This is a genomic window from Aquimarina sp. ERC-38 (assembly GCF_026222555.1).
Classification (GTDB): Bacteria; Bacteroidota; Bacteroidia; order Flavobacteriales; family Flavobacteriaceae; genus Aquimarina.
The window spans coordinates 338,701-360,334 of the sequence record NZ_CP098511.1; the positions used below are offsets into that span (position 1 = coordinate 338,701).

The following is a 21,634-nucleotide window of genomic DNA, read 5'->3' on the forward strand; positions in this document are numbered from 1 at the left end:
ATTCTAAAGTTTAACACTTTTCTACTTAAGCAATCAATTCACTTCATTACTCAAAGTAATTGTACCATAATCTCCAGGATCAACGGATGGTAAACTAGCCCTATACGTATTTTCAATTGCTCTGGCAATACCATTAGCAACAATCGCATGTACTCGAGGGGTAGGATGCACACCATCTAATGAAAATGCACCTCCACTACCAAAAGTTGCGGTGACCGTTCCTCCGTTAAAAGAAACTCCGGTTGCTGCAACTTCCGCCAGAGCTGCATTAGCATCATATAAAGCCAACTCATTTGTATCAGCAATAGTTTCAATTGTATTGTTATAGGAAGTTAATGCCGTTGAAATTTCTTCTTGTTCACTAGGTGTCAACACCCATTTATCCTCTAGAGGAACACCTACTCCAATAGTAGTTGCCGGATCTGCTGGATCTAATCTGGTTCCAATGACACTACTTGAAGTTAAAACCAATAAATCTTCAGGGGTTGCCTGTCTAATTTTTGGTAAAGCTGCAAACGCAGGATTAATAGCTCCCAAATCAGTAAGGTTTTCATCAAAAATCACAACCGCATTCTGACCTTCGCTAAAGTTAATAGTTCTACTAGCTACTTCATCTTCGCTAAAAAGTCCAGTTCCATTCAAAGCTGCAAAAGCGGCTTGCAACCCACCGTTATATTGCGCATAAGCTGCATTAGTACCTGCTGCAGTTGCTGCATCTAGTGGTATTGGATTAAAAGGTACTGTCGTAAAAAATGGAATCGAAGTAACATCCGGTATAGTAACTAACACCCCTTTAGCTCCGGCTCCTGTTAATCTGGTTACAACATCTCGATATACCCCTGCAAAAACATCGGGATCTGTGATATCATTCGGTCCGTAGGTCGTAGGATCTAAATTACCGGTTTGATCCACCCCGGTTCCTCCGGAAACAGCGTATCCTAAAATATCATTATTTCCAATCCATAACGAAAAGAAGGTAGGGTTTTGTGCTAATGCATCTGCCAAAATGGTAGTAGAAGGTGAAGAAGCAAATCGTACAAAATATGGATTTGCTGTAGGAATGGGTGTACCAAGTCCTTGAATACTCCCATAACCTGGAGCTACCAAATGGTAACTTTTAGCCCCGGGTACTCCCATATTATTAAAAGGCCCGGTCAAAATAGTGGATACCTCTGTTTGAATTTCCTGTCCGGTAAACTCCCGCGGAGCCCGGTTACCATCTTCATCTACTGCTAATACAAGACGTCGCCCTTGTATAGGCATACCATTTAATAACAAACCCCCGGCATTGTTGGCTACTAAAGGTTGAACAAAATCACCTCCCCCGGTCGCCGCAAAATGAGTAGTTGCTAAAATATTAGGAAAAGAATTTTCCTGACCGCTAATAAATAATGCATTAGATGCCAGTCCCGCAGTAATGGAGTTACCTAATGCTACATAGTTAGAAAAATCTGCTTCACCGCTGGTAAATTCTTCGGATTCTTCAATAGGATTATCAAATTCGGGTTCGCAGGCAATCAGTCCGATAGCACAAAATACGATATATGTTACATCTTTTAATTTCATGTGTATACTTTTTTATTTCTTAATAGTCACATAGAACGTGCCGTACAATTACTTTGTTTAAAAAGAAATTTTAGCCCGGCATGTTTCATCCTGTTATAATTTATAAGTTAAACCAAGGCCGGGTGCAAATGCACTGGATTTGTAAGTACCTCCAAAAGAAGAACGTTCCCCGGTAACAGGATCGGTTCCAAAATCGTAGGATTCATCAATTTCTTCAAATCGTAGGTAAAAGAAAGAAGCATCAATGGCCAGGTTAGGTGTAATATTTACACTTACCCCACCGGTAAACCCATTGGAATCGTTTCTGGGCGTTTCCGGGGCAAAAAACCCGGATTGTACTGGAGATCCGTCAAAATAATACCCGGCACGTAAAGCAATATTTTCTGTAGCCATATATTGTAACCCGAATCGGTATGCAGATGAATTTTTATAATTACGGGGATTGTTTGAGACTAACCCGGTGCCAAATTCAATATCAAGGGATTCATAAACATCCCAGAATTGCCTGTTATAATCAAAGGCTAACAGCCATTTTTCTTTAAAGGCATAAGAAACACCTAGCGATAACTCTGCGGGTAACGGTAGACTAGCATTAAATGTGGTGTTCCCATTTTGAGGTAGTAAGGGCGTATCGGGAAAATTAGCAAAAGTAGCATCTCCACCTTCAGCTTCAACTGATATTTCACTCCGATAATTAAAACCTAAGTGTAAATCTTCGGTAGGGCTAAATAAAGCAGAAGCACTCCACCCCCAGTTAGTCACTCCGGATTCATCTACAGTAATACTGGATCGATTTCCTTCAATATCCGTTAACGTACGGCTGGCATTTCGATTAAAGTTTACGGATCCCTGTACGTAAATAGGACCTCCCCCAATACTTAATTTCTCATTAATTTTAATAGAAACCACGGGTTGAATATATACCGCAGCTAAATCTATGTTATTTACTAAATGAGAACCTTCCCAATCCGTGGGCCAGTCAACTGCACTTCCGTAAGGTGTATAAATCCCCAGACCTAAAACCAACCAATCATTGATTCGATAAGATGCGTACACATTAAACGGAGTTCCTACACTATTATCTGTTTCAGAAAATATATTTAGTTCTTCATTCTGAAAAATAACATCTGCAAAAATAGCACTGGCACCTACACTTACGTTTAAATCATTTTCAAGTTTGACCAAACCTGCCGGATTAAAAAAGACGAGTTCAGCGCTATTGACTACTGCTACCCCGGTATGACCCATAGCCATCGCTCTTTGTCCCTGAATACTTACCCTATACCCTCCGGCATAAGAGATAAAAGTACCAAGTGCAAAAAGAATTACAAATGATAGTTTTTTCATAATTTATTAAAATTAAATATGTTTTATTTAGAAATCCTTAATAAGATACTTCAAATTTAGAAGAAAATACTAATTTTCCAACAAATTAAAGAAAATATTATGCATACATAGTAAATCTAATGAATTATTCAACTAATTCCACTAATTTCTCTAAAAATTCCGGTTGATTTTCCGCATGTAACCAATGGCCAGCATTAGAAATAACCTCTAGATCTGCTTGTGGAAAATGATGCTTGATCAAAGTTTCGTCTTCTTTTCTGATGTAACTGGATTTTGCTCCCTTTAAAAATAGTGTTTTTCCCTTAAAAGAAAGATAATCCGGTAGTTTTTTTCCGATTTCACTTACGTTTGTTACTAAACTGTCCAACGCCATCCGAAGTCCAAAGGTTTTTTGATCAATTCGAACCAGGTTTTTTAATAGAAACATCCGTACTCCCGCGTCCGGAACAAATGGAGCTAGCGCCTGGTCTGCCTCATTTCGTGAAGTAATAGTATTAAAATCAAGGGCTTGCAGTCCATCTAGAATATCCTGATGGTGTAAAGGATAGTATTTTGGTGAAATATCCGCAATAATCAATTGATCTACCAGATTGGAATTTTCGCAGGCGAATTGCATCGCAGTCTTTCCTCCCATAGAATGACCTAGCAAAATACTTTTCTGTATAGTATGATCTGTAAAGTACTGATGTAAATCCTGAACCATAAGATCATAAGAAAATTGATCACTATGAGGACTTCGCCCATGATTTCGTTGATCTACCAGATGCACTTCAAAACCCTTTTCCGTTAGTTTTTTTCCTACGGTTTTCCAGTTATCTCCCATTCCTAAAAAACCATGAAGAATAATAAAAGGGTGTCCCTCTCCAAAAATATTCGAATATAATTTCAAAATTACCTACGTTTAAATGATTATTGTTTTAGTCGTAAAGCTAAAATAATAATCAAGAATATTTTTGAATTGCTTTTATTGAATTACAATCGATTAATCATCCGGAAGAATTTAATATAAATTAGCTTAAAAATTTCTTTTTATAAACCTATAAAAGGTATTTTCTTCAACCTGTATTAGATATACACCTTTGGCTAGAAGAGTAACATCTATTTTAGGATTTTTTCCATTTAGAAGTAATTTTCCGTTAAGATCCAGCAGTTTCCACTGCCTTTCTTCCAACCCATTGATAATAAGATAATCAGTTACCGGATTTGGAAATAAAGTCATAGCCTCATAATTTTCGCTATGGTTTAATTCTTCAATAGAAAGTAAATTATTACAAGTTTCCGGAGTATTAAACTGAAGCCTAGTTTGCTGATCTGTAGTTGTATTTATAGAGACATTCGAAATAATAAGTTGTTCTCCCAGTATTGAAGTAGCTCTTAATTCCATAGGACTGGTTATACCCTTGGGTTCAATAAAAAAATTAAACAGTTCCCTGTTCATTTTTATCCAGTTATTCGAACTGTTTTTATATTCCAGAGAAGCTACCGCATGATTTGTATTTCTTAGTTGAATTGCCGTCCAGAATGGGCTAGAACCTTCTTTAAAATGAACACTTATTTTTTGATTGGAACCTTGATTAAAACAGGGTACAAAATGCCATTTTATAGGTACTCTCCCATCGATGACTTCAGCGATTTCTGAGAACGCTTCTTGTGTCATATCCACATCCCCTTCTTTACATTCGGGACATCGATCGACCACTTTTAGTTTTACCTTACCTTTAGGGCCTTCAACCAGGATACAACTGCCACAAGCATTACTGCCATCATAATTAATATTGTTCAATGCCGCATGATAAAAGTCATTAGCGGCCACAAGTGACGAACAATTCCCCTTGGATCCGCCTGCAACTCCGTCATAATAGGTGCCCTCACCTTCTTTAACTACATCGTTACATTCCTGGCTGGTTATTGATATATGGACTAAGCATAATACGAATAAAAAACCAAATGTTAGCCTATTTAGCTTTTTCATCTTCCGAAACTATTATTTGTTATCATTAGTATCTGGTTAAAATAAATTCAAATCTATAAAGCATAGTAGCATACGATAATTCTAAACTTTAAAGTATGAGCTCATTGCTTTTTTACTATTTTTAAAAGTAATTTGTTCTTTAACATAAATATTAATTTGAAATAGTATCATCATTAGTCTTGGTTCTTGATTCTAGAAGCGATAGCGACCTGCCCGTCCGCAGGTGGGTCCGGAATCTTTACCGGAACACTACTAATTCGTTATTTCAATTTGTATAAATACATCTGTACCACGTTCTCCAACCCCATATATAAAGATTCACTAATTAAAGCATGACCTATAGAAACTTCTAATAAACCTTCAATATGTTGAGAAAAATAGGCAATATTATCTAATGATAAGTCATGTCCGGCATTGATACCTAATTCTAATTGATTTGCAATTTTTGAAGCTGCTACATATGGGCGTATGGCATCTTCTTTAGTTCCTTTATGATATCCGGTAGCATAATCCTCCGTATACAACTCAATCCTGTCCGTACCCGTTTCTTTTGCTCCTTCCACCATTTTATCCACCGGATCTACAAAAATAGAAGTTCGAATATGATTTTTTTTGAATTCAGCAATAACCTCTTTTAAAAAATCTTTGTGTCGGATAGTATCCCATCCGGCATTACTGGTGATAGCATTTACAGCATCTGGAACCAGGGTTACCTGGGTTGGTTTTACCTCTAGTACGAGATCCATAAATTTCCGGTTAGGATTCCCTTCAATATTATACTCCGTATGTACCACTTCTTTTAAATCCCTTGCATCTTGATACCGAATATGCCGTTCATCCGGTCGGGGATGTATTGTAATACCATGTGCTCCAAACCCCTGTATTTTTCTTGCAGCTTCCAAAATATCAGGAGTGTTGCCCCCTCTGGCATTTCTGAGTGTGGCAATTTTATTTATATTAACACTTAATTTTGTCATAGATATCTTTAAAAAGATGATTCCTGCAAAAATACAAAGTTGAACTCCCCGTGGTTACATAATTTTAATTAATTTGCAGAGCAAAGACCCCTTACTATGACAACAGATTTATATTTAGTTACAGATATGGAACCTCTTGACATTAATACTAGTGTGGTGGAGGCCCAACAATTATTTAATAATGTTACTTACTCTCATTTTCCTGTAATCAAAGAGGAAGTTTATCAGGGATGTATTGCAGAAACAGATATTCGTTGTTATGAAAGTGATAAGACATTAGTGCATTATCAATATGCTTTAGAAGGTTTTTATGTACGTGAAGACGCCAACTGGTTAGATATTCTGGAAGCTTTTGCCCAAAATAACAGTAACCTAATACCAGTGTTAGATCATAATAACACCTATCAGGGGTTTTTTGAGTTAAAAGATATTATGAATCTCTTTAATCAGACTCCTTTTTTAAGCGAACCCGGACATATTCTCATTGTCGAAAAAGGCTTTATGGATTATTCTTTTAGTGAGATATCTCAAATTATAGAGTCTAACAGTTCTCGGATCTTAGGTGTTTTTGTTTCTAATTTACAAAATGATGTAGCCCAGGTGACCCTGAAAATTACCAATAGTGATATTAATACTATAGTACAAACTTTTAGAAGATACAGTTATAATATCGTTTCTCAACATAGTGAAGACAGCTTTCTGAACAATTTAAAAGACCGTTCTAAATATTTGGATAAATACTTAAATATATAGATGGAATGAAAGTTGGAATTTACGGTCAGTTTTATCATGAACATTCAGGTACATATATTCAATTATTATTGGACACCTTGAAGAAAAACAAAGCCGAAATTTTTATTGAAAAAAATTTTCTGGAAGTAATTAACCAAAATGATGAAGTTGAAAAAAATTATTCAAGCTTTTCTGTTTTTGAAAATTTAGATACTTCTTATGACCTCCTGTTTAGCATCGGGGGTGATGGTACTATTTTAAAGACTATCACCTACGTAAAAGACCTGGGAATTCCCATTGCGGGTATTAATACCGGAAGATTGGGTTTTCTGGCTACTATTAAAAAGGAAGAACTGGAGGAGAGTATTACCTTACTACTTCATAACCACTATAAAATATCAGCTCGTACCTTGCTAAGTGTAAAGACGCAACCCCCGCACGCTGATTTTAATAATTTAGATTTTGCCATGAATGAGATTACGGTAAGCCGTAGAAATTCTACCTCTATGATTACCGTACGAACTACTTTAAATAATGAATATCTGACCACCTATTGGGCAGATGGTTTAATTGTAGCAACACCCACAGGTTCTACCGGCTATTCTTTAAGTTGCGGAGGCCCGGTAATGACTCCTGATGCCAGTTGTTTTGTATTAACGCCTATCGCTCCTCACAATTTAAATGCAAGACCCTTAGTAATTCCGGATAACCAGGAAATTAAACTGGAGGTAATAAGTCGCGAAGGTCAGTATCTCACCTCTTTTGATTCGCGAATGCATTCTTTACCTAATGAAACCACTCTGATTTTAAAGAAGGCTTCTTTTAAAATTAAAATGGTAGTCCTGGAACATGACAGTTTCCTAAAAACACTCCGTAAGAAAATGCTGTGGGGGGAAGATAAGCGCAACTAGTGCAATAAAATCATGTAAAAAAAGTTTTATTTTTTAACTACTTGAACCAAATACTATTGCAACCGGAGTTAATTAGTATATTTGCAAACTTTTAAGATTTATGAGATATTTCATTTGTGCGGTTATGACTTTACTAACATCACTGGCTCTACAAGCTCAAACCTATGAAGTAGGTATGATGTTAGGTGGGGCTAATTATATTGGTGATGTAGGGTCTACCACCTTTATTTCCCCAAATGATTTCTCGATCGGTGCTATTGCAAAATGGAATCGCAGTAAAAGACATGCGTTCCGTGCTTCTTTCCTATACGCAGGTATTAGTGCAGATGATGCGAACGGAGATGATCGTAGGGAAGTAAGGGATTTCTCCTTTACAAATTCAGTTAAGGAACTATCATTAGGGATAGAATATAATTTTTGGGAATGGTACTTATACGATGGTGAACCCCAGTTCACACCTTACTTATACACAGGTATTACTGCTTTCTCATATGGTGCTCAGGTGGTGGATGCTGGTGATAATAACCGTATTAAAACCTATGACAATACTATCAATATGGCAATTCCTATGGTGGTGGGCATTAAAAAAACGGTAAGTCGTTCCTTTGTACTCGGGGCAGAGATCGGTGCACGATATACGTTTACGGATAACCTGGATGGCAGTGATCCTGACAGTTCGGTAGGAAGCGGATTCGGAAACCTTAATAATAACGACTGGTATGTATTTACCGGACTTACCTTTTCTTTTACCTGGGGCCGAATTCCGTGTTATTGTACATTCTAATTAACTTATGATCACTAAAGAACAGCTTACCGCAAACATCCCGGAACATGTAGCTATTATTATGGACGGTAACGGAAGGTGGGCAAAAAAACAAGGATTTTTTAGGGCGGTAGGACATGAAAATGGTACAAAGGCAGTAAGAGAAGTAGTAGAGGGAGCCGTAGATGCCCGTATCAAATACCTAACCTTATATGCTTTTTCTACTGAAAATTGGAAACGACCCAAACTGGAGATAGAGGCTTTAATGAAAATTTTAGTAAATAGCCTTAAAAAAGAGGCTCCTACTTTCCATAAAAATCAGATACGATTAAATGCCATCGGCAACCTGGATGCTTTACCAAAGAAGGCAAAAAAAGAACTTTTTGAAGTTATTGAAAGCACAAAGGAATATCGTAGAATGACATTAACCCTTGCTCTGAGTTATGGTAGCCGGGAAGAGCTTATAAAAACTATCCAAGAAATAAGTATTAAAGTTAAAAATAGTGTAATTTCGCCACATCTTATAAATGAAGAAGTCATTAATGAGCATTTGTATACCTCAGGTTTGCCAGATGTGGATTTATTGATACGAACAAGCGGAGAACAACGTATCAGTAATTTTCTTTTGTGGCAAATAGCGTATGCGGAATTATATTTTACGGATATATTATGGCCGGATTTTAAACGAACACATTTATTTGAAGCCATCTATAATTATCAACAAAGAGAAAGAAGATTTGGAAAAACCAGTGAGCAGCTCAGTTAATAAGAAGGCAACACACACAACACTTACCTTACTAACCCTACTAATTTTAATCCTTGGCACTACATTACTTTCTGCTCAGAAACTTCCTGGCATTAATGGTAAGGAATATATCGTCGGAGATATTAAGATTACCGGTATCACTACTTACAATGAAAATACGGTAATTACCTTTACCGGGTTAAAAAAAGGGGATAAAATTACACTTCCGGGAGACCGCATCAGTAAGATCATTAAAAAGCTCTGGGATCTGGAGCTGTTTAGCGATATTAATTTTTATATCACGAGTGTAGAAGGTAATGTGGCAAATCTTGAAATCAATATCCAGGAGGTACCTGAATTAAAAGAAGCCCGTATTGTAGGGGTGAAAAAAGGAAAAGCAGAAACGCTTGTCAAAGATAACGGATTAATTAAAGGTACTAAGGTTACTGAAAATTTACTTACCACTACCCGTAATTTTATCGTTAATAAGTATAAAAAAGAAGGCTTTTTAAATACTAAAGTGGCTATAAACACCACTAAAGTGGAAGATACAGTGCCTACGAACAAAGTAAATATGGTCGTACGTATTGACAAAGGAGAGCGGGTAAAAGTAGACGCAATTAATATTGCCGGAAATGAAAAACTATCGGACAAAAAGATCAAAGCGGCCATGAAAAATACCAAGGTTAAAGAGCCTTTACGCTTCTGGAAACGGTCCAAGTACATTAAAAACGATTTTAAAGAAGATAAAGAAAGTATTGTCAGTAAATATAAGGAGAAAGGATATCGTGATGCACGTATAATTGCCGACACTCTGATCAAGAATGAAGACAATACCGTAACTTTAAATCTGGAAGTAGAAGAAGGAAAGCGGTACTACTTCGGTGATATTAAGTTTTTAGGGAATAGTGTGTATACCGATCGGCAATTAGCCCGACAGTTAGTGATTAAAAAAGGGGATGTCTACAATGGGGTGTTGCTGGAAAAACAAATTCAGGATAATACAAAACCGGATGCGGATGATCTGACTAATTTATATCAAAATAACGGATATTTATTTTCTAACATAGATGCGGTAGAAACCAAAGTTAGAAACGACACGATCGATTTTGAAATCCGAATCCGGGAAGGAAAACTTGTTCGTTTTGATCATATCACCGTTTCCGGAAATGAAAGAACAAATGATCAGGTAGTCTATCGAATCCTACGAACCAAACCCGGACAAACTTACAGTAAAGATTTGGTGGTACGAACCGTCCGTGAAATCGGACAACTAGGTTTCTTTGACCCAGAACAGTTAGAACCACAATTCCAAAATGCCAATCCGCAAGCAGGAACCATTGATATTAATTATCCGGTAGTAGAAAAAGGGGCCAGCCAGATTGAGCTACAGGGTGGTTACGGAGGTGGCCGGTTTATCGGTACCCTGGGGTTAGCTTTTAATAATTTTTCTATTCATAATATATTTAAAAAAGAAGCCTACACTCCTTTACCTATGGGTGACGGACAGACCTTACGGATTCGTGCGCAGGCAAGTCAGATTTTTCAAACTTATAGTTTAAGTTTTATCGAACCCTGGTTGGGTGGTAAAAGGCCCTTTCAATTTTCATCCTCATTTTCTCATACCATACAGTTTCAGTTTGACCGGGGCACCGGAAGGATTATTGAAGACCAGCGCTTCTTAATTACCGGTGGTTCTCTAGGAATAGCAAAACGGCTTAACTGGCCGGATAATTACTTTACCTTGTCTCAGTCTATTAGTTTTCAACATTTCGGATTACGTAACTTTAATACGGCACTCTTCTCTTTTGGAAACAATGGTTTCTCCAATAATTTAGCTTACACGATTGGTATTAACCGAAATAATACGGCTATTAACCCTATTTTCCCTACTTCAGGTTCTGATTTTAATATTACCGCAAAATTCTCCTTACCCTACTCCTTATGGGATGGAAAAAATTACGAAGAACTTGCTACCGAGAGAGAAAATCTTACCCAAGAATTGATAAAGATACAGGCTGATAACCCTAATCTAAGGGACCAAAGAGGACAACTTCGGATTGGTACGCCGGGTGTTGCTCAATTTATGAGAGCCAATGATCGTATTGAAGAAATTGATCAGGATCGTTTTGACTGGCTGGAATATTACAAAGTTAAATTTGATGGAGATTGGTATACTTCGCTTTTCAAGATTGGTAAATACCCTATAGTATTAAGATCATCTGTAGAATATGGATTTCTAGGTGCTTATAACAATAACAGGGGGAACATACCATTTGAACGATTTTCTCTAGGAGGTGATGGTCTAAATCAGGGTAATTTTAACCAGGTTGAAGTTGTAGGTTTACGTGGATATGAAAACCAATCTATAATCCCGGAGAACCGGTTTGTTGATGGAGGTTCCTTAAGAGATGGTTCTACCATTTATGATAAATATTCATTAGAGCTGCGTTATCCGGTGACCTTAAAACCTTCAGCTTCCATTTACTTATTAAGTTTTTTAGAGGGAGGATCTGCTTATGACAATTTTAGAGATTTTAATCCGTTTCAGTTAAAACGATCCGCTGGTGCAGGATTACGTATTTTTATGCCGGCATTCGGATTGTTAGGAATTGATTTCGGATATGGATTTGATCCGCAACCCGGTGAGATTGGAGCACACGGTTGGGAAACACATTTCATAATTGGTCAGCAATTCTAAATTTGGCATGATTATTTCTAAAGCTTTGATAAGATTATGAATTTTAAACGTATTTTAATAGGTTTTATCCTGGGGAGTTGTTTATCTAATACATCAGCATTCGCTCAGCGAGGTATTCGGATTGGGTATATTGACATGGATTATATATTAGAAAATGTACCTGAGTTCAATCAGGCTTCTTCAGAATTAGATAGTAAAGTTCAAAAATGGAAAGTAGAGATTGAAACTGAAATCAAAGCTGTTGAAGAAATGCGTAAAGAGCTAAACAATGAGCGGGTATTGTTAACTAAAGAATTGATTGAGGAGCGTGAAGAAGATATTAATTTTAAAGAAAAAGAAATTTTAGACTATCAGCAAAAGCGATTTGGCCCTAAAGGAGATTTATTCTTACAGAAACAACGATTGGTACAACCTGTGCAGGATCAGGTTTTTGTGGCAGTACAGGAGATCGCTAAAACCGGAAAATACGATTTTATTTTTGATAAAACCGCAGAACCGATTATGTTGTTTTCCGCAGATCGACATGATGTCAGTGATAAAGTACTTTTACGTATCAACCGGGCCTCTAAAAGAAGGCAATACGAAAGCCGAAAAGAAAAAAAGCAAGCTGAGAGTGATGAGGTAGAGTCTATCGACCAGGAAAAGGTAAGCAGTGAACGAGAAGCTTTGATCAAAGAAAGACAATCGGAACGAGAGAAAATATTAGAGCAACGTAAAGCACAACGGGATTCTTTACGTGCCGCAAAGAAGAAAGAGTTTACAGAGCGAAGGGAGAAATTGCTCCAACTTCAAAAACAACGTAAAGATTCTATTGCAAACCTTAAAAACCAGCTTCAAAACGAACAAGAAGCTGAAGAAGATAATTAATAAAAGTAAAGTTTAATTTTAATTTATATCACAACTAATATTGTAACAATGAAAAAGTTTAGAACCATATTTGCAACTTGCCTACTATTTATAGGAGCATCAAGTTTTGTAAACGCTCAATCAAAGGTTGCTCATATTGCATCTCAAGAACTTGTAGAAGCCATGCCTTCTTTTAAAAATGCAAAAAGCGAAATTGAGAAGCTTAATAAAACTTATGAAGCTGAAATAAAAAATATGATCCTTGAACTTCAAAATACAATGAAAAAATTTCAGGGAGAAGCAGCAACACAAACAGAAGAAGAAAATGCGAAAAGAGCACAGCAAATTCAATCTACTGAGAAAAGTATAGGAGACTATAAGCAAAATGCCGTACAGGATTTACAAAAGAAAGAGGTAGAGCTTATGAAACCTATTTATGAAAAAGCACGAACTTCCATTCAAAAAGTAGCTAGAGCTCAGGGATACGATTACGTATTAGATTCTACTACGGGTACGGGAGTTATTATGGCTGACGGTAAAGATTTAATGGCAGATGTTAAAAAAGACCTTGGTATCTAAGTCATTACTTATTATATAAAGTAAAGGTGGGCAGATGCTCACCTTTTTTATTGATTTCTATTTAAATTGATTTTAGTTTTATAATCCGCATAATTTTAAATGAATGGATAGTCGTCCTATAGGGGTTTTTGATTCTGGTATTGGTGGTACGTCCATCTGGAAAGAGATTGTAAAAGTGCTACCTTTAGAAAATACCATCTACCTGTCTGATAGTGCCAATGCTCCTTATGGTCTTAAATCAAAGGATGCTATTAAAAAACTTTGTGTAAAAAACACCGAAGAACTTTTACAATATGATGTAAAACTCATTGTTGTAGCCTGTAATACAGCAACTACGAATGCAATCAGCTATTTACGAGAACGTTATACCCTACCCTTTATAGGCATTGAACCGGCTATTAAACCGGCAGCTTTACATTCTAAAACAAAGGTTATTGGAGTATTAGCAACCAAAGGAACTTTGTCCAGCAACCTGTTTTCCAAAACTTCAGAAAAGATAACAGATGTAATTAAAATTTTGGAAGTTGAAGGTAACGGCCTGGTAGAATTGATAGAACAAGATCAGATTTATTCAGAAGAAATGTACTCACTCTTAAACAACTATCTACAACCCTTAGTTGCTGCTCAAATGGATTATCTCGTCCTGGGTTGTAGTCATTACCCTTATTTAATCCCGGTTATTAAAATGATAATCCCGGATCATATTACTATTATAGATTCCGGAGAGGCTGTAGCCAGACAAACAAAAGCTGTCTTACAAAAAGAAAATAAAATTAACACCGGATTACAAGAAGTTCTGAGAAAACATACATTTTATACAAACAGCAAACCCGGAATACTTAAAAATATGCTACAACCTTTATCAGAAAACTTAGGTATTTATCATAAAGTGTTCTAAAGTAATGGGACTAAGGTAAGAGAAAACAGTACCAAAAAAATTAAAGTGAGTTTATGGAGTTTGGCTATAAATTTATAGCAGGACAAAGGCAGGGATAGCGTTCTTTCCGTTTTCCAAAATCATACCCTAGCGTCAACTGGTGAAAACCACTGTTTGAAACTAAAATGTCATTCAATTGATAATTATAAGTATACCCTAACATCCATTGTTTGTAGTGAAACCCGGCAAAAGGGGTAATATACTGTAACTTTTGGGTTTCTACAGCAAGGCCTCCGGTTGAAAATTGGGCGCCGTCAAATGCACGACGGTAAGAAATACCTCCCCACAAGGTAAGCAGGCTCCCCACATCTTGGTATACTTTAGCATTGATATCTATGGTGTTCTCCCCAGTATTTTCTGTAATCTGGTATAAAAAGGAAGGTTCGATACTAAAACTATTACTAATTCCTATCGTCTTTCCACCCGAAAACAAGTAGCGCCTTTGATTGTTTGAATCCGCCGTAGTAATACGATTAGGGTCAGCAGGGTCAAAGTTAATTGCCGTGTTATCAAAAATATCCCGGTTAAAGGGAATTAAATTTTTAACCGTAAAGTGAGCGTACCAATTTAGGAAATTGTAAGAAAGCCCGAAATCCAGGTTAAAGTAACCGTCTTTTTGAACTCGGTTAGGTAGTATAATAGGATCCTGGTCCGTAGGGTCAAATAACCCTCTTAAATCTACATTAGATTGCGCAAATAAAGCACTCAACCCAAAGGATAACATATTAAGATCCGTACGATCCCTTGAGAATAACAAATGATAGGCGAAAGTCACATACCCCCCGCTCTGTTCAAAACGTCCGTTTTCGTCTTTGTAAAAGGCTGCACCTAAACCTACCTTATCTCCGGTTCTAAAATTAATATTGGCAGATTGTGTATTAGGAGCATTATCAATATCAAACCATTGTTTACGAGCAGTTAAACGTATTTTATTTGAATTTGCAGCACCTGCCATGGAGGGATGCACCAGGTATAAGTTATCTGATAAATAATCCGTATATAATGGAAACCCATCTTGAGCACTTACAAAGGAAACACTAAATAGAAAAAGAATAAAATATCTCAAATCATTCTAAGGTTAAGCTAGAAAATATATTCTTTGAACTAGCAGAAATTAATTTATTTAGACTTAGGGTTTTTTTAGTATGTATGCTTTGCTACACTCTAATTGATCCAAAGATATAAATTTAATCATAATTATCGATAAAATATTCAATTTATCCGATATATGACATTCTGTAATGTGTTTCAAGACTTGCTTTTTCGTAAATTTGTAAAAAAAAGATGATCAAACAATTTGAAGTTGTTATTGAACCTACTGCTAATAAGAGTATTGTCAAGTTTGAAACTAATCATTTTCTTACCAATCATACAAGCTATGAATTTGATAATATTGAGCAAGCCAAACAATCCCCGCTAGCTCAACAACTTTTTCACCTGCCGTTTGTAAAACGAATTTTTATAGCTCAGAATTTTATTGCTATTGACAAATATGATATTGTAGAATGGGAAGATGTACAGCAGGAAGTAGCTGATCAGATAAAAAAGCAATTGAACGAAGGCGTAGAAGTTATACAGGATACTGATGGTATGCCATCTAAAGTTCCGGTAACTATCTATGCTGAAAGTACTCCTAACCCATCAGTTTTAAAATTTGTTGCTAATAAAAAATTAGTAACCTCTATGCTTGAGTTTAAAAATATAGATGAAGCAAAAGATGCTCCTCTTGCACAGTCTCTTTTTCATTTTCCGTTTGTAAAAGAAGTGTTTATGGATGAAAATTACATTTCTATTCATAAATACGATATGGCAGACTGGCAGGATATTACATTAGAGATTCGGGAATTTCTGAAGAAGTACATAGAAGATAATAAACCCGTATATACGGGTGATTTACAGTTAGCAAAACAACAACATCAAGCCCAGTCTGTTCCAAATACTGAAAATTACAAAAATCTGGATGAAACTTCGCAAGATGTTATTTCAATTATTGATGAATATATAAAACCGGCGGTCGCTAGTGACGGGGGTAATATTTTATTTGATTCTTATGACCAGGAAACAAAAACGGTTAAGGTCATTCTACAGGGAGCTTGTAGCGGATGTCCTTCTTCAACCTTTACTTTAAAGAATGGCATTGAAACGATGTTAAAAGAAATGCTTGCCGGAAAGGTAGAATACGTTGAGGCCATCAATGGCTAATTATCGATGTTGTAAAAATGTTGTTAATAATTAGTATTATTTTAAATTGAAAAGGAAGTATCTTGTATATTGTACAGGAATCATATTAATGAAGTTGTTTAAACTTTCCTTAATTGGCTGCAAAATGTTCTTTTTCACTTACTTTTTATCATTTTTAAGTTCCGTGGCTACGGCTATGCAACTGAAAATGATTTTAATTAAGTAAAAAATACCTATTTTTCGCTTCAATCAGAAAAATTTAAACCACTTCAATTTTTAAATTAAAACAAATACATAATGGCAATTATTAAAGTTATTGAAGTACTGGCTAATTCTAAAGAAAGCTGGGAAGATGCAACAAAAAATGCAATACAACAGGCATCTAAATCTGTAAAAAATATAAGGTCTGCTTACGTAGCAGAACAAAGTGTCGTAGTTAATGACGATCAAGTAACTGAATTTAGAGTAAACTTAAAACTTTCTTTTGAAGTTAAATAAGTAAGTAAATCTTCGGTTAAATTAATTCTACTAAATAGTCTTTAAAGCTTAAATTTTAAAGACTATTTTTAGTTTACAAAAAATACTTTTCCACTAGAAAAATAGAAGTATTCTCAAATTTATAATTTAGGGTATATATGCCAATGGAATTTCTAGAAAAAATCTTAAAACACATACTGCAACAATTATAACTAATGGAGTAAATTAGTTATAGATTCAATAGATGATATTTAATAAAAAATTAGTATTTCATAAATAAATGCACCAAAAAATATAGTATATTTATAAATAGAGTTATAATTATACTATATTATTAATAGCTATCACATTTAAAACTATTAAATGTGATATCAAAGTAATGAATATTTTAAAAAGTATCTTTTACGTGTAAATCATACTTTCATCTATAAAAAGTGTATTATATCGATGTTTTATTACTTTAAAACCTTATAATTTATACGACTTTTTATTATTAATAGGATTGAAATACTTATATATTTTTATGTAACTACTTAATTTTCAAAACATAAATAACTTAAACATTATAGCATATAATTAGAGCATTCTAACGTAAATCAAGAATTCGTTAATAAATGTTGCTTATTTGTATTAAATCACTGATTAATCGATAAAAATTAAATTAAAACGACGGTTCTACCGTAATTTTTACTATTTTTACTAAACCAATAAATTTCAAAATCTACAGCTATGAGAAAAATATTACTTTTACCTTTTGTATGTATAGTTCAGATTGTCGTAGCTCAATTACCCCAATCTTTGATAGAACCAACAAAGAAAGTGGTTATGTTTGAAGAGTACGAAGGATCTATTTATAACAGTTTAAAATTTTCGAATGCTAGTGTAATTGACGAAAAATCCGGTACGTTTGAAGCCAAATTGAGATACAATATTTATCTAGATATTATTGAACATAAAAATGAGAATGGACTTTACAAGTTAGTAACCAGTCCTACGACACATGCAAGAATCGATAATAATTATCACTATTATTGTGAGTTTAGAAACCAGAGAGGACTAAAACAATCGGGATATTATATTTTAGTAGAATTAAATGAAAGATACCGGATTTATAAAAAATATGATTTGGATATAAGAAATCCGGTAAAAAAGTCTGCTTCTATAAATGTACTCGAACCTGGTAAAATCAGAAAAGAGGTTACCTACTATCTGGAAGAAAGAGGTACTATTATGGAGTTACCTGTGGATAAAAAAGAAATGCTTGCGGTCTTTAGTGATAAAGCTGATGATCTTAAAAGTTATATGAAATCAGAGAAGATTAAATTGAGAAAAGAAGAAGATCTGGTTCGATTGGTTTCCAGATACAATTCACTTAAAAGTGATGGAAATCTTCCTGCAAGAACCTTACTAAGCAATTCTCGATAATTACAAAACTGTGTTCTTAGCAGCACATGATAAAATTATAAAGTGAACTTGTAGATAACGAGTTCACTTTTTTTATCAGATTATTTTTGTGAACTTTATGTCTGTTTGAGATATATTACATAGTGAGTTGATTTAAATTTACTTAGCTATGTATCAGCTCAGCAATTTTTCCGAAAGAGAATATTGTATTTAGTAATATTTTATGTTTAGCAAACTTAGTTTACTTTAAACTCCTTCAAATAAAACGGATCAAAATAAGCAATATCTTCAAAATTCTGATTTTGATATTTCTGAAAAGATAGCGAAGCCATACTAGAGGCAGAAGGCATCTTATCTTCATAAAAAGATGCTTTAGGAAAATTAAGAAAGGTTCTACTTTTTGCAACACCATTGCCTATAAACCGTACCTTATCAGATTCTTTTATTAGGTTTCTGTAAATAGTGGCATCCACTATAGTGGCTTTTGTTTCTTGTACCAGCTTTCGGTTAAAAAATACACTATCATATACTTCCATCCTTCGGGCGTCCATCATCGGAATTAAAAAACAATCTTCTTCAAATACCTGACTAGCTAATGCTTCTAAGGAGTTAATAGCAATCAATGGCTTAGACAATGCATAACATAAACCTTTAGCAGTAGCCACTCCGATCCGTAATCCGGTATAAGAACCAGGACCTTCACCCACAGCAATAGCATCCAATTGATTTATCTTAATACTTGCTTGGCGAACCACTTCATCTATAAAAAGATGCAATTTTTCCGCATGAGAATAACCGGGTTCATTGTCTTCCAGACTTTGAATAACCTCAGCATCTTTAGCCAGAGCTACCGAACAATTAGTAGAAGACGTTTCTAAATTAAGTATAAAAGCCATGAACCAAATTTACAAGTTAGCTTGCAATTATAGTTTCATATCTGCAACTTTAATTCCGAAATACAATTCAAGTACTTTCAGTTTAAAAATAAAATCAAACTTTGCTTGAACTTCATTACTTAAAGCATTTTCTAACCTAAACTTTGATTGACTAAAGTCAAAAGCATTGGTTAATCCCACATCATAGCGGTCTTTTGCATATTGATAAGCTCGTTCCTGTGCCTTTACTGCTACTACCGTAGCTTCGTAAGCCTTGGCTGAACCTTTGGCATCTAAGTAAGCCTGATACACATTACTATCCAGATCGAGGGTAGCTTGTTCTAATTGAAACTCAGCCCTACGAGCATTTATCTGGTTACGCTTCACTCCATTTCTAACCTGAAAACCATTAAAGACAGGTATGGATAGTGAAAATCCGTAAATGATACTTCGGTTATCAGAAAATTGATCGAAGATATTGTCCGGGCTTGCAAAGATAGGGGTTGATGTTACAGGGTCTATACTAATAAACCTATCGGCTCCTGTTTCAAAGGTACTGGCTCTTACGGATCCCGATAAAGTAGGGTAATAAGCACCCTTGGCAATCGCTACATCCTGTTCCGCTAACAGTTTATTTTGTTGTGCAATTTGAACTTCATATCGGCTTTCTCTTGCCTTAGTGGTTATTTCAGTTATAGATTTGTTAAGGATGTCTGACGCCGGTACCAGGTAGTCCTGTTCACCGATGTCAAAATTTTCGTAGTCTTTAATTAATAAAGTTTGCGCTAAAGCTATTAGTGAAATCTGAACGGCGTTTTCTGCTTGTACGATACGAGTTAATTCATCAGCTGATGTTGCTTCAATCTCCAGTAAATCCCCTTGCGGCAACACCCCTGCATCTACCAATTCGCTCGTACGCTCTAGTTGTTCCAGGGTAATTTTATGTTGGGCTTCAATTACTTTTAGATTCTCCTTATTTAATAAAATCTGTAAATAGCTGTTAGCAACGAATAGAGCAATATCGTCTCTAGATTTCCCTAGATTATATTGACTTAATAGTTGATTGATTTTAGCCCTTTGGAACTGACGTACATTTCGCAGTCCGTCAAATAAGGTTACCGATAAATCAGCCCGGTACTCAGAGGTTCGAATCGTTTGATCTACGTTAGTTCCGGTTCTCGGGTCATTTACTAATCCCGAATTCCAAAAATTAGAAGCACTTGCATTTAAAGAAGGCAATATATTGCCCAGAGCATCTTTACTGTCAATTAAGGCCTCTTCTACTTGCAGTGCAGATTGTTTAATAGTTATATTTTCTTCTAAAGCATGCTCTATACATGCTCTTAACGTCCAGTTTTTTTCCTGCGCTGTGGTCAAGGAAATACAACTTAAGGTAAAGAAGCCGAGCAAAAGTATGTTATAAATTCTCATTTGTCTGTTTAAAAATAGTATCGTTTAAATTCTAAAAATTGCAATCCGGTTTAACCCTTCTTAAATTCCTCTTCTTCTTTAATTTGGTTCCAGACTTTTACTTTGTCATTTTTAGAAATACCGGATTTAATCTCTACATTGATACCATCACTAACTCCCAACTTTACATCTCGCTTTTCAAATTGTTGTTCACCTGTTTGTATTTCAACAAAGGGTTCTTTAGAATCTCCATCATACTGAATTAAAGCTTCTTTTAAGGCTAATACACTGTCTACTTTGGCTAATATGATTGAGGCATTAGCACTAAGTCCTGCACGAATAAAGGTGGTATCTTTTTTATCCAGCGTACCTTTAATTTCAAACTGCACTGCTCCGTTTTCTTCTTTACCCTTAGGAGCAATGTAATCTAAAATAGCATCAAACTTTTTGTTTTCAATAGCTCCTACCGTAATTTCAAGAGGCAACTCCTCTTTAATCCTGCCTACTTCACTTTCATCTACAAAACCTTCAAAAATCATTTTGCCTACATCTGCGACAGTTGCAATGGTTGTTCCATCGTTAAAATTGTTAGATTCGATTACCTGATTCCCTTCTTTTACCGGTACTTCAAGTACCATTCCCGTGACAGTTGACCTGATCAATGTATTTGCTGCACTACCTAATCCTCGGGCAGTTCCGGTTCTTACGATCTGGTAATTTTGTTTTGCCGCATCATAACTTTGGACTGCCTGCTGGTAGGTTACATCTACAGCATCATATTCATTAGCAGAAATTACTCCTTTATCAAAAAGTTCCTTTTGACGTTCGTATACCCTTTTTTGGTTATCCAAAGCAATTTTAGCCGACTGCATGGCATTTTTTGCACTTTGTAAAGAAGATACATTCGGTATTACTTTAATTTTTGCAATCAGGTCACCAGATTTAATTTGTTGTCCTGCTTCAATAAATATTTCATCGATAATTCCCGAAATATTGGGTTTGATCAGCACTTCATCTTTAGGTACAATACTACCTGTGGCTACTGCTTTTTTAATGATTGTTTGTGTAGTGGCTTCTTCCGTTTTATAAGTAACCGGGTCTTCTTGATTTTTCTGATACAAGTAGTACAATGCTCCGGTAAATACCAGAACAATAAAAATTAAAATAATTATGGTAACCTTTTTTTTCATGATGGTTGTTGTTGTTTATAC

General features: G+C 35.4%; 20 protein-coding genes. 11 read left to right on the plus strand and 9 right to left on the minus strand.

Translation table 11 applies throughout. From position 1 onward, the window contains the following. Window positions 1-33: 33 nt before the first annotated feature. The 5 genes from NBT05_RS01565 to NBT05_RS01585 all read right to left on the minus strand — a co-directional run bounded on the left by NBT05_RS01565 (window position 34) and on the right by NBT05_RS01585 (window position 5,862). Window positions 34-1,566: a G-D-S-L family lipolytic protein gene (locus tag NBT05_RS01565; protein ID WP_265771664.1), complete on the minus strand. Its 1,533-nt coding sequence runs from the start codon at window positions 1,564-1,566 to the stop codon at window positions 34-36. Between the two features lie 93 nt (window positions 1,567-1,659). Further along, on the minus strand, window positions 1,660-2,913 hold the full coding sequence (locus NBT05_RS01570; protein WP_265771665.1) for an OmpP1/FadL family transporter: 1,254 nt from the start codon (window positions 2,911-2,913) through the stop codon (window positions 1,660-1,662). A 124-nt stretch (window positions 2,914-3,037) separates the two neighbouring features. Then, a complete protein-coding gene (locus tag NBT05_RS01575; protein ID WP_265771666.1) occupies window positions 3,038-3,802 on the minus strand; it encodes an alpha/beta fold hydrolase in 765 nt (254 codons plus the stop codon). 126 nt (window positions 3,803-3,928) lie between these two features. Continuing rightward, window positions 3,929-4,885: an expansin EXLX1 family cellulose-binding protein gene (locus NBT05_RS01580; protein ID WP_265771667.1), complete on the minus strand. Its 957-nt coding sequence runs from the start codon at window positions 4,883-4,885 to the stop codon at window positions 3,929-3,931. 260 nt (window positions 4,886-5,145) lie between these two features. Further along, window positions 5,146-5,862, minus strand: coding sequence for a pyridoxine 5'-phosphate synthase (locus NBT05_RS01585; protein ID WP_265771668.1), 717 nt, complete (start codon window positions 5,860-5,862; stop codon window positions 5,146-5,148). Window positions 5,863-5,958: 96 nt separating this feature from the next. Between NBT05_RS01585 and NBT05_RS01590 the strand changes: the two genes are divergently transcribed. The 8 genes from NBT05_RS01590 (at window position 5,959) to murI (ending at window position 14,037) form a co-directional block, all read left to right on the plus strand. Continuing rightward, a complete protein-coding gene (locus tag NBT05_RS01590) occupies window positions 5,959-6,615 on the plus strand; it encodes a CBS domain-containing protein (protein WP_265771669.1) in 657 nt (218 codons plus the stop codon). A gap of 5 nt (window positions 6,616-6,620) precedes the next feature. Then, window positions 6,621-7,505 (plus strand): NAD kinase, encoded by an 885-nt coding sequence (locus NBT05_RS01595; protein WP_265771670.1) that lies wholly within the window; start codon window positions 6,621-6,623, stop codon window positions 7,503-7,505. A 100-nt stretch (window positions 7,506-7,605) separates the two neighbouring features. After that, window positions 7,606-8,289, plus strand: a complete 684-nt coding sequence (locus NBT05_RS01600; protein ID WP_265771671.1) for a DUF6089 family protein — start codon at window positions 7,606-7,608, stop codon at window positions 8,287-8,289. A 7-nt stretch (window positions 8,290-8,296) separates the two neighbouring features. Continuing rightward, complete coding sequence (locus tag NBT05_RS01605; RefSeq protein ID WP_265771672.1) at window positions 8,297-9,034, plus strand: isoprenyl transferase; 738 nt, start codon at window positions 8,297-8,299, stop codon at window positions 9,032-9,034. Then, window positions 8,967-11,714 carry a BamA/OMP85 family outer membrane protein gene (locus NBT05_RS01610; protein WP_265771673.1) on the plus strand — a complete coding sequence of 916 codons (2,748 nt, stop codon included), beginning with the start codon at window positions 8,967-8,969 and terminating at the stop codon, window positions 11,712-11,714. Before NBT05_RS01605 ends, NBT05_RS01610 begins: the two co-directional genes overlap by 68 nt. A 36-nt stretch (window positions 11,715-11,750) precedes the next feature. Next, complete coding sequence (locus NBT05_RS01615; RefSeq protein ID WP_265771674.1) at window positions 11,751-12,581, plus strand: OmpH family outer membrane protein; 831 nt, start codon at window positions 11,751-11,753, stop codon at window positions 12,579-12,581. A 48-nt stretch (window positions 12,582-12,629) separates the two neighbouring features. Further along, the gene (locus NBT05_RS01620; RefSeq protein WP_265771675.1) at window positions 12,630-13,139 is read left to right on the plus strand and encodes an OmpH family outer membrane protein; all 510 of its coding nucleotides are present in this window, start codon (window positions 12,630-12,632) and stop codon (window positions 13,137-13,139) included. Between the two features lie 103 nt (window positions 13,140-13,242). Next, on the plus strand, window positions 13,243-14,037 hold the full coding sequence (murI, locus tag NBT05_RS01625; RefSeq protein ID WP_265771676.1) for a glutamate racemase: 795 nt from the start codon (window positions 13,243-13,245) through the stop codon (window positions 14,035-14,037). A gap of 64 nt (window positions 14,038-14,101) precedes the next feature. Here the strand turns inward: murI and NBT05_RS01630 are convergent, their stop codons facing one another. Continuing rightward, window positions 14,102-15,142: a type IX secretion system membrane protein PorP/SprF gene (locus NBT05_RS01630; RefSeq protein ID WP_265771677.1), complete on the minus strand. Its 1,041-nt coding sequence runs from the start codon at window positions 15,140-15,142 to the stop codon at window positions 14,102-14,104. 221 nt (window positions 15,143-15,363) lie between these two features. Between NBT05_RS01630 and NBT05_RS01635 the strand changes: the two genes are divergently transcribed. The 3 genes from NBT05_RS01635 to NBT05_RS01645 all read left to right on the plus strand — a co-directional run bounded on the left by NBT05_RS01635 (window position 15,364) and on the right by NBT05_RS01645 (window position 18,159). After that, window positions 15,364-16,278, plus strand: coding sequence for a NifU family protein (locus NBT05_RS01635; protein WP_265773194.1), 915 nt, complete (start codon window positions 15,364-15,366; stop codon window positions 16,276-16,278). A gap of 276 nt (window positions 16,279-16,554) precedes the next feature. After that, window positions 16,555-16,755: a dodecin family protein gene (locus NBT05_RS01640; RefSeq protein ID WP_265771678.1), complete on the plus strand. Its 201-nt coding sequence runs from the start codon at window positions 16,555-16,557 to the stop codon at window positions 16,753-16,755. A gap of 708 nt (window positions 16,756-17,463) precedes the next feature. Next, the gene (locus NBT05_RS01645; RefSeq protein WP_265771679.1) at window positions 17,464-18,159 is read left to right on the plus strand and encodes a hypothetical protein; all 696 of its coding nucleotides are present in this window, start codon (window positions 17,464-17,466) and stop codon (window positions 18,157-18,159) included. 215 nt (window positions 18,160-18,374) lie between these two features. Here NBT05_RS01645 and tsaB read toward each other — a convergent pair whose 3' ends face one another. From tsaB to NBT05_RS01660, 3 genes are read right to left on the minus strand one after another with little or no spacing between them, the layout of a single operon-like run. After that, on the minus strand, window positions 18,375-19,034 hold the full coding sequence (tsaB, locus tag NBT05_RS01650; RefSeq protein ID WP_265771680.1) for a tRNA (adenosine(37)-N6)-threonylcarbamoyltransferase complex dimerization subunit type 1 TsaB: 660 nt from the start codon (window positions 19,032-19,034) through the stop codon (window positions 18,375-18,377). A 27-nt stretch (window positions 19,035-19,061) separates the two neighbouring features. Next, window positions 19,062-20,444: a TolC family protein gene (locus NBT05_RS01655; RefSeq protein ID WP_265771681.1), complete on the minus strand. Its 1,383-nt coding sequence runs from the start codon at window positions 20,442-20,444 to the stop codon at window positions 19,062-19,064. A gap of 50 nt (window positions 20,445-20,494) precedes the next feature. Then, complete coding sequence (locus tag NBT05_RS01660; protein ID WP_265771682.1) at window positions 20,495-21,613, minus strand: efflux RND transporter periplasmic adaptor subunit; 1,119 nt, start codon at window positions 21,611-21,613, stop codon at window positions 20,495-20,497. Between the last annotated feature and the right edge of the window lie 21 nt (window positions 21,614-21,634).

Coding starts and splice junctions, on each gene's coding strand:
- NBT05_RS01565 (WP_265771664.1), bottom strand. CDS start 1,566: ATGAAATTAAAAGATGTAACATATATCGTATTTTGTGCTATCGGACTG.
- NBT05_RS01570 (WP_265771665.1), bottom strand. CDS start 2,913: ATGAAAAAACTATCATTTGTAATTCTTTTTGCACTTGGTACTTTTATC.
- NBT05_RS01580 (WP_265771667.1), bottom strand. CDS start 4,885: ATGAAAAAGCTAAATAGGCTAACATTTGGTTTTTTATTCGTATTATGC.
- NBT05_RS01585 (WP_265771668.1), bottom strand. CDS start 5,862: ATGACAAAATTAAGTGTTAATATAAATAAAATTGCCACACTCAGAAAT.
- NBT05_RS01590 (WP_265771669.1), top strand. CDS start 5,959: ATGACAACAGATTTATATTTAGTTACAGATATGGAACCTCTTGACATT.
- NBT05_RS01595 (WP_265771670.1), top strand. CDS start 6,621: ATGAAAGTTGGAATTTACGGTCAGTTTTATCATGAACATTCAGGTACA.
- NBT05_RS01600 (WP_265771671.1), top strand. CDS start 7,606: ATGAGATATTTCATTTGTGCGGTTATGACTTTACTAACATCACTGGCT.
- NBT05_RS01605 (WP_265771672.1), top strand. CDS start 8,297: ATGATCACTAAAGAACAGCTTACCGCAAACATCCCGGAACATGTAGCT.
- NBT05_RS01615 (WP_265771674.1), top strand. CDS start 11,751: ATGAATTTTAAACGTATTTTAATAGGTTTTATCCTGGGGAGTTGTTTA.
- NBT05_RS01620 (WP_265771675.1), top strand. CDS start 12,630: ATGAAAAAGTTTAGAACCATATTTGCAACTTGCCTACTATTTATAGGA.
- murI (WP_265771676.1), top strand. CDS start 13,243: ATGGATAGTCGTCCTATAGGGGTTTTTGATTCTGGTATTGGTGGTACG.
- NBT05_RS01640 (WP_265771678.1), top strand. CDS start 16,555: ATGGCAATTATTAAAGTTATTGAAGTACTGGCTAATTCTAAAGAAAGC.
- NBT05_RS01645 (WP_265771679.1), top strand. CDS start 17,464: ATGAGAAAAATATTACTTTTACCTTTTGTATGTATAGTTCAGATTGTC.
- tsaB (WP_265771680.1), bottom strand. CDS start 19,034: ATGGCTTTTATACTTAATTTAGAAACGTCTTCTACTAATTGTTCGGTA.
- NBT05_RS01655 (WP_265771681.1), bottom strand. CDS start 20,444: ATGAGAATTTATAACATACTTTTGCTCGGCTTCTTTACCTTAAGTTGT.
- NBT05_RS01660 (WP_265771682.1), bottom strand. CDS start 21,613: ATGAAAAAAAAGGTTACCATAATTATTTTAATTTTTATTGTTCTGGTA.